Below are 15,192 nucleotides of genomic sequence, written 5' to 3'. Positions count from 1 at the left end.
GAATGATCCATATGACAATTGGTGAAAAAGTCTGGCAAACCGTCGTTTATGTGATGCTTATTTTGTTATCCCTACTTTGCGTGCTGCCCTTCCTATATGTGGTTGCTGTCTCCGTAACGCCAGAGTCGGAAGTATTAAGAAGAGGAATTGTGATTATACCCGAATCCTTTACCTTTTTGGCCTATAAAGAAGTATTCGTTTCTCACGGGATCTGGCAGGCGTATAAAATTACGTTGTTTCGAACGATTGTAGGGACTGCGTTAAATGTGTTTTTTACGGTGATCGCGGCCTACCCGTTATCCAAAAAATATTTACCCGGAAGAAGTCCGTTTTTACTCTTCATTGTGTTTACCATGATGTTCAGCGGGGGGTTAATTCCGACATATTTACTAATCCGCTCTCTGGGATTGTTAAATAGTCCGTGGGTATTGATCATTCCAAATCTCATTAGTGCATTTAATCTGGTGATCATTAAAGGCTTTTTTGAGCAATTGCCTGGTGAAATCGAGGAATCAGCAAGGGTAGACGGTGCCAGTGAGCTTCAGACGTTATGGCGGATCATTTTACCTCTGTCGTTACCCGTGCTTTCAACCATTTCCTTGTTTTACGCAGTCGGGCATTGGAACAGTTATTTCGATGCTATTGTTTATATCAATGATTCCAACTACATGCCACTTCAAGTGATTTTGCGCAATATCCTACTTAACGTGGCAACGCAAAGCGCTGATTCACTCGCCAATTCCGGAGCTGTCAGTACGTTCGCTGTGCAGATGGCTACAGTTGTTGTAACTACAGTCCCGATATTGATCGTTTATCCATTTTTGCAAAAGCATTTTACCAAAGGTGTACTCCTGGGTTCCGTTAAAGGATAAAAGGTGTTCCAACCTAACTTATTACGGGGAAACCGTGATAATATACAAGCAAAGGAGAGGTCAATATGCAACGTAAAAAGATTTCATTTGCTATTCTGTCGGCAATCTTAGGATTTGGAACGCTTTTGTCAGGATGTGGGGGAAATGAAGAAGTTACATCGACAACCTCGAGTAATTCGCAAGGTCAGTCTGGCCAGTTTGCAACCAAAATGAAAATCTCCATGTTTAACCAAGGTACGTTCAATGCTGCTGCTCCCGTACCTCCACGTGATGAAGATATTCAACGCCAAATGTTGGAAGAAGAGATGAACATCGACTTGGAGATGATGATTCCTCAAGCGGGTCAAGCAACAACCAAACTGAATACACTCATTGCAGGCGGGGATATTCCAGACTTGATCTTCTTGAAGAGCCGTGCTGATCTCGCGCAATATTACGACCAAGGTGTTCTTGCGGATTTGACACCGTATATGGACCAATTCCCTGAACTACAGAAACGGTTTGGCACTGACTCCTGGGAGGCGATGTCCTATCAAGGAAAAACCATTGGAGTTCCAGGCTATGATAATGTAAACGGTATCAGTCGAAGCTTCTTCATACGCAACGATTGGCTGAAAAAGTTGAATATGGAAGTGCCCACGACACCTGATGAGTTGTTCGAAGTTATGAAAGCCTTTACAGAGAAAGATCCGGACGGGAATGGTAAAAACGATACGTACGGATTCATCGGCGGTATGAATAAAGAAGGCAATCTGCAAACCTACGGCTTTGATAGCTTGATGTGGATGTTTGGCGTTAATCCTCCTTCGGCCGTTGAGATTAAAGATAATGAACCGGTATTTCTGTTTATCGAACCCAAAATGAAAGAGGCACTTGCCTACATTAACAAAATGATGGCAGCCAAAGTCGTAGACCCGGACTGGGTGACAATGAATTCACCTGATCTGTTGGACCAAAAGATGTTTAAGGGTAAAGTTGGCTTCATGATCAGAGATGCCCGCAGGCTGGAACCGGATTATCAACAGAAAATGAAAGAAATTAGTGGAGAGGTGCCGGAATGGATCGTTATTCCTCCGATGAAAGGTCCTTACGGCGATCAGATTGTTGAGAGAAAATCGTTCCAAGGCAATTCATGGGCCATTTCCGCAAAAGCGGACGAGGACAAAATCATTCGGATCTTGTCCATGCTGAATTATCTCTTTACGGATGAAGAAGCCTATCCGAATTTTGCATACGGAATCAAAGGGATTCATTGGGATGTCGTAGACGGCAAAATCAAAAATAAAACCTCCGAGTTATCGAAAGAAATGAAAGAGAAGTACCTGTGGGTCGATCATTATAGAATGCCGCGGCGTGGTGATGATGCGGAGTACTTCAGCTTCCAGAATCCGAAGACGGCGGAAGCCTTCAAGAACAATCAGCAATATGTGGGGCCAACGTTGCCAGGTAATTTATTGACCCCAGACCCGAGCGACACTTTGGATGCTGACCGCCAACGTTTCATTAATGAAAGCTTGGTTAAATTTATGACGGGCAAAGAACCTCTTTCCAACTGGGACAATTTCCTCCAAACGTTGGATACCAAGTTTGACATGCAGAAATATAAGGAAACAGCAATCCAGCAATTTAAAGAAGCGGGCCTTATCAAGTAAAAATAAACAAAGAGAGAGTGGCTATTCGTAGCCCCTCTCTTTATTAGCATGTGCTATTCTTAGTTTAAAACGGAACTAAAAGGAAGATGATCGATGCGAAGAAGAATCAGCTTGCCTTTAAAATTATTTTTTATCGTATTTGCATTTGTATTGGGCTGCATCATCTTGATAAGCCAATTATCTTATCGCTATGTCCAAAAAGAAATACGAACCAATGATATTTATTACACCAATCAAATACTAGACAAGGTAGACCAGTATTTCACCGTTAATTTTTCCTCCTTCCAGACGATTCTCTTCTCAGTTGAAACTTCGGTGAAAGCCAACATTAACAATACCGAAGTGATTAAAAAGCAATTAAGGGAGCTGTATGAACTCAACAGTATTTATGTCAGTAATATTTATTTGATCAAAAGCGATTTATCCATTCTGGGCGGAAGTACACCTACTCGAATATTCGATGAACCTTTGTCGGAAAGAGCCCCTTTATTTGATGCGGCTGACAAGAATAGAAGGACTACCTTTGTTAGTGAACCTTACAAATCGAAGTACTCCGGCTGGACTGTTACGATGGTTCGTTATCTGAACGGTGCTCCGTTTCCTATGGCCATTGCGGTTGATCTGGATCTAAATGCCATTGAAGAAACCTTGTTCAAGATTAATAAACAAGAACAAATGAATCTGGCTCTGATCACTGCGTCAGGTAAGATCATTGCCGGATTTTCTGAAAATAAAGGACCCCTTAGTATTCAAGATCATACATTTTCAATCGGAGAGACGTCAGCGGAAGAAATTTTGGATACGTCAGAAACCACCCTTCAAGTGCATACGAAGGATGGCATTCCCGTCTCCCTTTTGAAGAAACCAACGGAGAAATTCAACTGGACCATTGTCTCCGTTAATGATGAATCACGCTTGAAAGCAGCTTTGTCCAGATTGGAAACCTATTATATTGAGCTTCTGGCTGCAGGTCTTCTTTTAAGTTTGTTCATTTCTTTCATGGTTGCCAAATTTATAAGAAAACCACTCTATACGCTCAAAACAAAAATGAAGCAGGTGGAACAAGGTATCCTCACAACGACAATAACGATTAATCGAAACGATGAGTTTGGTGATCTTTCACGAGCATTCGATCGTATGTTACAGCAAATTGTTGAACTGATTCGTCGAGCCGAGCTTCATAATGAACTTGAGCGGAAGTTGGAGATCCAGGTGTTACAGTCTCAAATAAACCCACATTTTCTGTATAACACGCTTGGTTCAATCAGCAATGTTATACGTCTTGGACAAATAGAGAAAGTCGATGTGGTAATCGGATCGCTCATTTCATTATTGGAATACGGGATAGACGATGCTTCTGAGAAGGTTTCCCTACGCCAGGAATTACGCAATGTAGCGGACTATATCGAGATCCAGAACATTCGGTATAACCGAAACTTCAACTTGATTGAAGATATCGAAGCAGGGTTAATGGATTTTCCGGTTTTCCGAATGCTGCTGCAGCCCCTTGTGGAGAATAGTATCTTCCATGGTTACAACGGAGGAGGAATTGAAGGGCCAATTACGATTCATGCGTACAGGGAGGACGGCATCGTCATCATCGAAGTTGTTGATCAAGGTGAGGGAATTCCGGCCGACAAATTAAAGCATATTTTAATCTCGGAACCAAGTGAAGAGGAAGTAAAAAGAAAACGAATCGGGCTGAATAATATTCATGGTCGAATAAGACTTCACTACGGAGATCAATTCGGACTGGATATCATTAGCATACCTAAGGAAATAACCCGTATACGCGCTGTATTCCCGGCAGAATTGCCAAAAGGAGATGCATAATGGGGAGAGACTATACCTGCTTCATTGTTGACGATGAAGACCTGATCATTCAACGATTGGAATTGTTTTTTAGCGAGCTCTCTCTTAGGGATAGACGATTTGTTCTGGTGGGAAAAGCGAATAATGGGCTGAATGGGATCGAGGAGATCATCAAACTTAAGCCGGATATCGTCATATCCGATATTGTCATGCCGCGAATGGACGGAATCTCCATGATTGAGCAGTTAAAAGTGGAGCTCCCCCATACCCAATACATACTTCTGACCGCCTATTCATCCTTTGAATACGCCCAGCGAGCTATTCAAGCCAACGTATTGGAGTACATTGTAAAGGTTCCGCTAAGGGAAGCCGATCTGAATCGAGCATTGGATAAGGCAGCTGGAATTCTAAATGAGTTTGAGAAAAAAGAAGCGGAATTTCACTCGTTAAACGTATCCGTGCTTGAAAATAAATACAGAGTCCGCAAGCAATTTTTTAACGAATTGATCCGAGGTGAAATTCCTTCTCATCGGGCATCGGATTTTGCCAATCGCATGCAGTTTCATTTCTTTCAAGCCAACTATTGCTGTTTCATCGTTGAGATGAATACGTATGAAAGTTTCCGAAACGAATACGCGGCCGCAGATCAAAACATCTTGAAGTATGCGATAACAAATATCATCGAAGAAACAGTTATGAATGGTAGCAGTGGGGTAGCTGCGGATCTGTCCGATAATCGTTTTATTGGTTTTTTATCCTGGGAAAATAACCGCAGTGATATGGAAACGGAATATGCTTGCCTATCCTTGGGAGGGCAGATCATCTCTCATTTGCATCAATATTTGAATAAAAGAGTATCTGTCGCTTTTGGAAGTCCACACCGAGGCTGGGAATCGATCAAACAGGCGTATACGGAAGCTAAAAATGTGAGTGAGGATTTCTATTATCATACCGAAAAAGTCGTAAAAACACCGATGCATCGGTTCCAATACCATAATGACAAAAAAGCAGACTTTCAGCAAAAGCTTGCTGATTTTCTTATACGCCTGAAGAGGAAGATTTCCAAGGAAGAGCTGGATAATGCACTTGCCGATCTGTCGCAATTTGTTACGGACTATAAAATCCACAAGTCCATCATGGTGCCCATGATTAGAGACTTGTACAGAGACATTACCGTGAAATTTAAATCGGGAAATAAGATGGCCACGGAAGTTCCAGACTTCCCCATGGAATATATGACATTTCAAGAGCAGCTCGCCTATATTGGCGACTTCACATTCGAATACGTGCGTGCGGGCCAACTATTACATCGTGCAGAAATTATGAGTGCTATGCATTATATAGAGACAAACCTGAAACAGCGTTTAACGCTGGAGGCCATTGCGGAGGAAGTGAATTTAGCGCCATCGTATTTTAGCAGCTTATTCAAAAAAACAATGAACGAAGGTGTGATTAGCTACATCAACCGTAAAAAAATCAACCTCGCTCTCGAGTTGTTAAATGTCCGGGATTATTCTTTATTGGAATTGTGCGAGGAAGTAGGCATTGTCAATGAAGGTTACTTTTGCAAACTGTTTAAAGAATATACCGGTGATACACCTAAGCAATACCGGATCAAAATGACACGGTAGGAATTCCAATAAGGATGCAAAAAATGTATGATTTTTTCGTGAAATCCTGTAAAAAAATAGGTACCAAAACCATTACCATGATAGGAGCATCTAATCATGGAGGTTATCAAAATGGAGTCTATAAAAGCTGATGTAACCGTCGTAGGTGGAGGTATTGCAGGGATATGTGCTGCCATTGCAGCAGCACGCCAAGGGCTGCTGGTTTCACTTATTAATGATCGGCCGGTTCTAGGGGGAAATGCGAGCAGCGAGGTCAGAGTGCATATCAACGGGTCGGCTTATCTCGGAAACAGTCCATCCTACTATGCTCGAGAGGGCGGGTTGATAGAAGAACTGAAGCTGAAGATATTTCATTACAATCCGTTATACAACAAGAAGTTGATGCTTTCGCTTTCGGATACAGTCTTACTCGACATGGTTTATGATGAGCCCAACATCTCTCTATTCCTGAACACATGCGTTCATGAAACGGGTATGGAGAACGGCAGAATCCAATGGGTGGAGGGCCTTCAATTGGCTTCCGAGAGAAAATTTCGTTTTGAAAGCCCCACCTACATCGATTGCTCCGGGGATGGAATTGTTGGATACCAGGCAGGAGCTCACTTCCGATGGGGAAGAGAGGCGACGCATGAATACAAGGAGGAGCTCGCTCCAGAAGTGGCGGATCATTACACGATGGGCGATACGATTCTGTTTCAAGCCCGTGACGTAGACTATCCCGTTCCTTACACAAAGCCAGGCTTTGCGTATGATATTACGAAGCTGGAGTTTTTTGATAGTATCCGAAAAGGATTAAACCATCGGTCTTTTCCAAGAAAAATCAACGGGCTTGGCGGATTGTGGTGGCTGGAATACGGCGGACATATGGATATTATCAAGAATAATGAAGACATCGCATTAGAATTGCGAAAATTGGTGTACGGAATCTGGGATTATATCAAAAATAGCGGTGAATTTGATGATGTAGACAATCTTATCCTGGATTATGTATGCCCGATTCCGGGAAAGCGAGAGTCGAGACGATTTATAGGTGAACACATGTTGTCTCAGAACGATCTTACAGCAAAACCTCATTTCGAGGATGCGGTATCCATCGGAGGGTGGTATATGGATCTGCATGCAAATAAAGGCATCTACGATGAGGGGCCGGCTACCGCGTGGAATTTTGTGCCTGGATTGTATAATATCCCGTTTCGCAGCTTATTTTCACGCAATATCCCTAATCTCATGTTCGCTGGCCGCAATATAAGCGCTACCCACGTGGCTTTTGGATCTACAAGAGTGATGGCAACCTGTGGTTGTATGGGGCAGGCGGTAGGAACGGCTGCTGCGTTATGCGTAAAATATGATACAGACCCCGCGGCCATCGTCAAAGCCCATATGGGTGAGCTTCAGGCGCAGCTGCTTCGAGACGGGCAAACGATTGTAGGGCTTCAAGAGCCGTTGGATCCTTATTTCGCAGATGGATTAACGATTCGTGCCTCTTCTCAGCGAAGCTATGAACAGCTTCATCCAACCGAAGAGATCTCCTTGGAAAGAGCGTTATGTTTGGTCTTGCCGATTCAGACATCCGTGGCTGAAAGTGTGCAGATCAAAATTAAAAATAGATCCGAGCAATCGGAAACGTTGCAAGTGAAGCTGTACGGCGGGGAGCGGAAGGAAAACTATATTCCCACCAGCGAGCTGAAAGACTATCACTTGCTTATTTCAGCGGGTTACGATGACTGGATTACACTGGACCTCAGTTGCAAGAAGCCAGAAGACGACAAAATCTACATTGTATTGGAAGGTACGGCGGGCCTTACTGTACACAGCAATGAAGAGAAAATGACTGGAGCGGTTAGCTTCCTTTATAGACCGGAAGAGCCATCCAGGCTGAAGAAACTTAATAAGAGCATTTGCTTCAAAGACCTGATACCATCTCAAAATATGTATAATCCCACGAATGTTGTAAACGGTTTCTCCAGACCTTATGGTCTGCCTAACGGCTGGATATCGGAACGTACGGAAGGACAGGAATGGTTGGAATTTGGTTTTGCATGCCCCAAGAATCTGGATGAAATCCATCTTATTTTCAATTCAGAACTGAATTTGGAGCATTTCGACGATCCGATCGAACCACTGATCCAGGATTATGATGTGACTTTAACTTTAGAAGATGGAACCAAGAGTGAAATTAATATCCGCGGGAATTACCTTTCGTTGAATAAACATCAGGTGCATGCACAAGGTGTAACCCAAATCCGGTTTGATTTCTGTGCAACGTATGGCTCACCTTATTATGAAGTGTTTGCAGTGAAATTTTTTGCTCCTAAAAATGCGAAGTGAGGTAGGGTGAAGTTGCGATGAAAGAATTTTTTCCTCGGAGAGGGCTGCCTAATGTCATTCAGAAGTTGGAAAATGGGGAACCTGTGACCATCGTTTATTTTGGCGGCAGTAATACGCGTTCTGAAGGATACAGAGTCATGACCGCGGATTGGCTGCGAGGGCAATATCCCCATGCCGATATACGCGCTGTGAACGCAGGCATTGATGGGACAGGATCGGACCTCGGCTGCGCCCGTATGGAGACCGATGTACTGCGTCATCAGCCTGATCTCGTGTTTGTTGAATTTGTCGGAAATGATGGGGGAGTCCCCGAATCCAAGGCGCGAATCGAAGGTATTGTCCGACAGATCCGCAAGCACAGCCCGTTTACCGATATCCTGTTCGTATATACGATTAAGGAGCGGGATTTGAACTTATTTCAATCCGGCGAGTACCAGAAGGGTGCTCTTATGCAAGAGGAAGTTGCCGACTATTACGGCATTCCTTCGATTCATCTGGGCGTGGCGGTCAGTCAATTGGTTTCAGGTGGAAAGCTCATTTTCACTTCAAGTGCAGATGTATCCATTCCCGGTGCCGTTATTTTTACGCATGATTCGATCCATCCAACGATTCCCGTAGGACATCAGATATACACGGACACCATCACCCGGTCATTTGAGAAAATGAGCGAACTTCGAGATCACGTGGGAAAAGTGGAACATCATTTGCCGCAAGATACTCTGGTCCCGGCCAATCCTTGGGAGTATGCAACCATGCTGCCACTGGATCAACTCACTCATTTTTCCGCAGGATGGTCTTACATGACTCCCGATGATTTTGCCTTAGTGCGCGAGTATGATTGGTTGTTCCCCGGTCTATGGCGAGCAGTTGATCCCGGAGAGGCGATCACAGTGGAGTTTGTGGGAACCCACATCGGCTTATTTGATATCGGAGGGCCAGATTCTGGCCGATTGAAGGTTTCGGTGGATGGAGGGGAACCATTCCTTATTGATCGATTCACACTCTATAACGATCATAATCGAAATCAATATGTTTTCTTGCCGGAGCTACCAAATGGAAAACATACCGTTCGCTTCGAGATCGATCACGAGAAAACTGACAAATCGGCCGTGTTTGAGGCAAGTGGCAATGAAAGAAGTATGGCACATGTTCAACAGCATCCGGATTGGTATGATCAAACGGTCATTCAGCTTGGAAAGTTGTTATTGGTGCAGCCGCCATTATAATGGATGGGTTCACTTGGAACACTTGGAAGACCTATATTCTATCTGACTGCTACTGAGCAATCAATTAGGATGTAGGTTTCTTTTTTTACTTAAAATCGTATAAAAAATTCTTAAAATGAAAGAAATTTCACCGTAATTTAACATGCTAAGATAAAAACGACAGAGCGGGATTAGGCAGAAGGCGAAGGTTAATTGTTTTTTTACAATCATTTGAGCAAAAGGTAATCTATTTTTGAAAGCGTTACCATTATTGAGGAGAGGCTGTGAATTGTATGGTCATAAGGAAGCTGTTTTTCTTCATCGTTTTCATGTTGACGATCGTAGTTCCTTTCAGCCTGATTGGAATAAGGGCCGCTTATGCGGAGACCTTACCTTATCAGACGATTATCATCGATGACGGGAGTATCAAGATCAATGATGTTGTGACACCTGATGCGGGTAACGAGAACAATGGATATGCGGCTCCAAATTGGACTACAAGCACAGGGGTAAAGGGGTATGATCTTTCCAGCACCAATTATACGAGTACAGCAGGCAGAACAATCACATGGAATCCACGCTTGGAAGCAGGAACAGCGAAAATTTCGTTCTATAAGCTGGATTGGGCAGATAAAGCAGATAGCAATGTGAAAATTGAGATTGTTCATAATGGGACAACAGATGTAGTCTTTATGGATCTAAGACCCTCATCTGGCGAGCCAGCGGGTTGGGTTGATTTGGGAGAGTATTATTTTTCCGGGGTTGGTGAAGAGTTTGTTCAATTGACCCGGTCTACCGGCACCACGAACACAATCCTTACACGTGCGGATGCGGTCAAGTTCGAAGGGAACATTGAGCAAAAGGAGCCACATAAGACGATCATCATTGATGATGGAAGCCTCACAATTGATCATGTCGTCACTGTTGATACAGGCAATACCAATAACGGATTCTCCGCTCCGTATTGGACCACAAGCGCGGGAGTGAAAGGATACAATAATTCCAGTTCCAAATATACGGATGCTGTAGGCAGAACGATAACATGGAATCCGCGCTTGGAAGCGGGGACGGCGAGAATATCGTTCTATAAGCTGGATTGGGCGGACAAAGCAGATAGTAATGTGAAAATTGAGATTGTTCATAACGGGATTACGGATGTGAAGTTTCTGGATCTAAGACCCTCGTCAGGTCCATCAACCGGGTGGGTTGATTTGGGGGAATATGAGTTTAGTGGTGATGATAGCGAATTTGTCAGGCTGACTCGAACGCAGCCTTCTACGGGTACCATTATTACGCGGGCCGATGCAGTCAAGTTCGAGGGGAATATCCGTCAACAAGCACCGCCGCTCCCCCCGCTAAGAAGCCGTACCTTAGCGAATCTCAGTTACACGGAAAAAGGGAGCATTGAAAATGATAACTATAAAGCAACTTTCTATGAAGCAGCATGGGATGGGGGCAGTTCCATCGTTCGTGATATGTTCTACAAGAACACAGACACGGGAAACTGGATGCCGATCAATTCTGGGGCGGAAAGATTGGAGGAACAATGGGTTTTATTAGATGGGAATGCGGGCAGCCGAACCAATTACTACGATACGATGAATAAACACTGGATTACATTTGACGGGATCACTTTTCCAGACAGCCAAACGGCGGTATTAACCGATTCCTCACACGGCAGTGATTACGATTTTGAAGTGAATTGGTCCATGGCAGGAGATAAACCCGATGTTTCCTTTGCCTTTACACCTCGCCGTGACGGCAATTATGTGATTGGATATCAATCTTTCACAACAGAGACAGTCTCCGGCATCAACGAAGTGTTAAATGGATTCCGGTCACATGCCAAAATGGTAGGTACGGTGGAATCAACAAGTTTAAGAGAGCTGAGCGCTCCGATGAGCCTGGTTGAGAAAAATGATGGTGCGGGAAATCCATTGACGTATGGCGTATTTGTACCTTCGGCAGAGCTTCCGGTTGAATTTGAACCGACGGGAGGCGTTACGAAACAACGGCTTGGCATGAGCCTGGTCAACAACGAAGGCAGCGTGCAGCCAATCCTGTATGCGCCTCAATTAGGGACTTATTCCCAAATGACCGCAGAAAGCACGTATCAATTTCATATTGGGCTAATCGCTGAAAAAAGCAAACTGTATGAGTCCTACGCGGATATTCTTCACAATGATTATGGTTATTCAGCTTATCGGGAAAATGTGTCAGATCAGTCGCTTACTGATGCGATGTTTAATATGATCGATTTGCTTAAGGTTGAGCCGCAAGGGGACGACTCTGTTAACTATGTCCCTTCACCCAGCGGGTGGTGGAGCCGTGCCAAAGGTTTTATCGATATTGAAAACGAGGATAGCGTCCGAACAAGCTCAAATGCGGTTCTTTTGGGAGCTTACTATTTGACTGGGGATGACCAGCTATACGATACGAGAGCACTGCCGTCCGTCCAGTATGGCGTATCGCGAAATGGTATTGGTTGGTCGCCAACTCAGAAGAAAGTATACGGTGTGCCTTCGTTATGGAAAATGGCTACTCTGCCGTTTGATGTTTCAAGTGTAGCCGCTGTCAATCAGATGATGGGCACTTCGGCAGGGATTGGGGCACTGGCACAGGAAGAGTACCTTGTGCGTGACCCGGATCAGAAAGACAGGGGTCCTGTCATTCAGCCCCTGATGATGTATCGGATGACGGGAGATGCGCAGTATTTGCAAGCTGCAAAGGATGCAGCTGACAGTTATATCACGCAACATATCGATACGCCTGCATCTGTCGATGTGAGTAAAAATGAGTTCATTTATTATTATAGCAAGCTGTGGATGGAGATTTTGGAGCTATATGAGGAGACTCAGGATACCAAATACTTGGATGCCGCTTATAAGGAAGCCAAACGGTATGCAACCATGTTTGTTGCTCGTCCAGTTCCTGAAGGGAACGTTACGATTCCTCAGCCGGAAACATATAATTACGCGGAGTCGTTCCATTGGCCGGAGGGTGGTAAATTTCAATATCCTCGGCTCAAGCTTCCCGAAGATATTGCCGGAGGCGTTCAAGCGGAGCGTTGGCTTGTTTCACCAAGCGGATTGACGTTTGAAGCAGGAAGTACAACCGGCTATTATCGGATGAATGCTCAGGAAGCTCCATTCATGCTAAGATTGTCGCTCTATACAGGGGATAAACTGCTGCAGGATATTGCTCATAATGCGGTTATTGGTCGGTATTCCAGTTATCCAGGTTATTACTATAAGGGCTTCGCCGTTAGCCAGCTTGAACCCGATTTTCCACTGGAAGGCCCAAGCGGAGCTACATCCATCTATTATCACCACATACCCGGGCAGCTCGGGCAAACGATGGATTATTTGATCAGTGAACAATCCTTGAAATCGAACGGGAGCATTACATTCCCTTCCGTATTTGAAACGAATTTTTTATGGTTCAAATATCACCTCTATGGGAATAAACCAGGTCAATTTTATGGCAATTCCGACGTTTGGCTATGGATGCCGAAGGGGATCATTAAGACCAATCATCCTCAATTGAACTGGATCACAGGTGAGAGTGGAGATAAATTCTACATTGGGCTAAGCAACGCATCGTCAGAAGAAATTCAGACTCCGATCGAATTGAATGAACAGATCATTGGGTTCAACCCGGCACAAGACTATACTGTAACGATCATCCGCGACAATGGTACACCAGAACAAACGGTTATGAGTGGTGGAATCATTCAAGCCACGGTTTCAGGCAAGGGCATCACCGCGATCATTGTAGAGGGACTCGATATTGATGTACCGCTGCATCAGGTCAGAACGGCAGATACATCGGATGCAAGTTATTTCTTTGATACCCACAGTCCAATTGACGCGGTTAAAGGCATGCTGATCGTTAAGCCTGACGAAACGGTTTATGATGCTTATGTGCAGGCCAAAACAACGAAACCAGCGACAATCCATTATTCCCTGGATGGCGGGGCCACGTACACAACCGTGCCAGATACGATATACCCAATGGAATGGTCGATACGGGTGAATGATTTATCCCAGACCTTCACTTATTATGTGGAATCGGAGGGGAAGGAGACCCGCAAGCGGACACTCTATCTGCCTAATCAGGTAACGGAAACGCCAGTCCAGCCCGATGATGGGCAGGATCATTCATCTATCATTGTGGATAATACGGAGGCGGAGACAGAAGGCGTCTGGATAAGGGATACGACGGCTAACGATTATTACTATGATAACTATGTGTATGCCAAATCTACGACCAGCACAGCAACAAGCAAAATGAGATGGCGGCCTGAGCTGCCGGAAAGTGTCACTTATAGTGTGTATTACAAGATTCCGCAAAACACTGCAACGAGTGAGAATTGGGCAACAAATGCCTCGTTTACCGTTTATCATAGCGGCGGCTCCGATACGGTTACTGTTGATGAGACAATGACGAACGGTACTTGGGTGCACCTGGGGGATTATCCTTTTGCTGCAGGTGATAGCGGGTACGTGGAACTAACGAACAAGGCCAACAAATCCAGAGTTGTAGCCGATGCAATCATGTGGGTGGACCCGAACAGGATACCGCAATTGGAGTCTGCCGTAGTTCAGTCCGATCGGAACGAGCTGCAGATGACTCAAACCGCACAACTAAGCGTAACCGGCTATTTGGATAACGGTTTGATCGGTGATCTTACACAGGCCGATGTGCAGTATTTCGTTGATCGTACGGATCTGGCTGAAGTGAATAGCAGTGGGTTGTTGACTCTTCTTAATCTCGATGGGAACACGGATCACCTTGAGGTATGGGCTACTGTCACGATTGACGGAGTGACCTTAACCACACCGCCTTTGAACATCACGATCAGGGACCTAACGGTTATCGTCGACAGTACAGATACAACAGGGTTATACACAACAGAAGGGTCTTGGAGCCAAAGTAATTTAGCCGGATACAAAATTGGAGTTAAATCCCGCTACTCAACCGTTCAAGGATCATCCGCAACGTGGAAAGGCCAGTTTCCAGAAGGGAAATATACCGTTTCCATCTACAAGCTCGTCCATACAACGGCAAACGATAACCATGTCAAAGTGGAAGTGAAGCATAAGACGGGTACCGAGGTCACCTATATCGATGCAACGGTCGGCTCATCGGGTTGGGTTAATCTGGGCACGTTCGACTTCACGGGAGACGGCAGCGAGTATGTTCGTTTAACCAGGGTTACTCCTACAACGGTAGACCCGCCAACGCTTCCTGCGGATATGATCTATACGAGGGTTGACGCAGTTATGTTCGAACGGCATTCCGATGATTCAGAATTGCTTGCAAATGAGGCGTCAGATGAACCGACAGTTTCTGAAGAATGACCCTGAATCATGAATGGAAGTGAAACAACAGTAAGTGATGTTATACAAATTAGTGTAAAATAACGCTAAGAGCCGAGTGGATGAGAGCAATCCATTTGGCTCTTTTTGTCTAGGTGCAAGAAAGTGTGGTAAGAGGAAGGAAGGCAATCGGAAATCTTCCTCTTATCACCCATTAAACAGTTAAGTTTGCCAAATCCAACTTTTTTGGATTCTCTTAAAAAAATTGCCGCTTTCAGATTATGTTTCGTCACACTCAAAACGTTTCTCTAGACCCACACAAATCTTCAATGATACCATCATACACGTGCTAGAAATGAAGATTGCAGGAG

Annotated in this window: 7 protein-coding genes; all 7 read left to right on the top strand. The window is 44.5% G+C overall.

Annotated features, from left to right (window positions below; translation table 11 throughout):
* The first annotated feature begins 2 nt into the window (after positions 1 to 2).
* The 7 genes from IFU39_RS04900 to IFU39_RS04870 all read left to right on the top strand — a co-directional run bounded on the left by IFU39_RS04900 (position 3) and on the right by IFU39_RS04870 (position 14,863).
* Complete coding sequence (locus IFU39_RS04900; protein ID WP_091018884.1) at positions 3 to 872, top strand: carbohydrate ABC transporter permease; 870 nt, start codon at positions 3 to 5, stop codon at positions 870 to 872.
* A gap of 65 nt (positions 873 to 937) precedes the next feature.
* The gene (locus IFU39_RS04895; protein WP_192131460.1) at positions 938 to 2,524 is read left to right on the top strand and encodes an extracellular solute-binding protein; all 1,587 of its coding nucleotides are present in this window, start codon (positions 938 to 940) and stop codon (positions 2,522 to 2,524) included.
* A 111-nt stretch (positions 2,525 to 2,635) separates the two neighbouring features.
* Positions 2,636 to 4,357, top strand: coding sequence for a sensor histidine kinase (locus IFU39_RS04890; RefSeq protein ID WP_244660870.1), 1,722 nt, complete (start codon positions 2,636 to 2,638; stop codon positions 4,355 to 4,357).
* The gene (locus IFU39_RS04885) at positions 4,357 to 5,967 is read left to right on the top strand and encodes a response regulator (protein ID WP_105598828.1); all 1,611 of its coding nucleotides are present in this window, start codon (positions 4,357 to 4,359) and stop codon (positions 5,965 to 5,967) included. Before IFU39_RS04890 ends, IFU39_RS04885 begins: the two co-directional genes overlap by 1 nt.
* Positions 5,968 to 6,078: 111 nt before the next feature.
* Positions 6,079 to 8,295, top strand: coding sequence for an FAD-dependent oxidoreductase (locus IFU39_RS04880; RefSeq protein ID WP_244660869.1), 2,217 nt, complete (start codon positions 6,079 to 6,081; stop codon positions 8,293 to 8,295).
* A gap of 17 nt (positions 8,296 to 8,312) precedes the next feature.
* On the top strand, positions 8,313 to 9,521 hold the full coding sequence (locus IFU39_RS04875) for an SGNH/GDSL hydrolase family protein (protein WP_105598830.1): 1,209 nt from the start codon (positions 8,313 to 8,315) through the stop codon (positions 9,519 to 9,521).
* A gap of 308 nt (positions 9,522 to 9,829) precedes the next feature.
* Positions 9,830 to 14,863, top strand: a complete 5,034-nt coding sequence (locus IFU39_RS04870) for a golvesin C-terminal-like domain-containing protein (RefSeq protein WP_149846682.1) — start codon at positions 9,830 to 9,832, stop codon at positions 14,861 to 14,863.
* Positions 14,864 to 15,192 lie beyond the last annotated feature (329 nt).

This window comes from Paenibacillus sp. CFBP 13594 (assembly GCF_014842675.1).
Taxonomy (GTDB): domain Bacteria; phylum Bacillota; class Bacilli; order Paenibacillales; family Paenibacillaceae; genus Paenibacillus; species Paenibacillus amylolyticus_B.
The sequence above is the reverse complement of the archived record's forward strand: the minus strand, read 5'-3'. Positions and strand labels throughout refer to the sequence as shown.

Coding starts and splice junctions, on each gene's coding strand:
- IFU39_RS04900 (WP_091018884.1), top strand. CDS start 3: ATGATCCATATGACAATTGGTGAAAAAGTCTGGCAAACCGTCGTTTAT.
- IFU39_RS04895 (WP_192131460.1), top strand. CDS start 938: ATGCAACGTAAAAAGATTTCATTTGCTATTCTGTCGGCAATCTTAGGA.
- IFU39_RS04885 (WP_105598828.1), top strand. CDS start 4,357: ATGGGGAGAGACTATACCTGCTTCATTGTTGACGATGAAGACCTGATC.
- IFU39_RS04880 (WP_244660869.1), top strand. CDS start 6,079: ATGGAGTCTATAAAAGCTGATGTAACCGTCGTAGGTGGAGGTATTGCA.
- IFU39_RS04875 (WP_105598830.1), top strand. CDS start 8,313: ATGAAAGAATTTTTTCCTCGGAGAGGGCTGCCTAATGTCATTCAGAAG.
- IFU39_RS04870 (WP_149846682.1), top strand. CDS start 9,830: ATGTTGACGATCGTAGTTCCTTTCAGCCTGATTGGAATAAGGGCCGCT.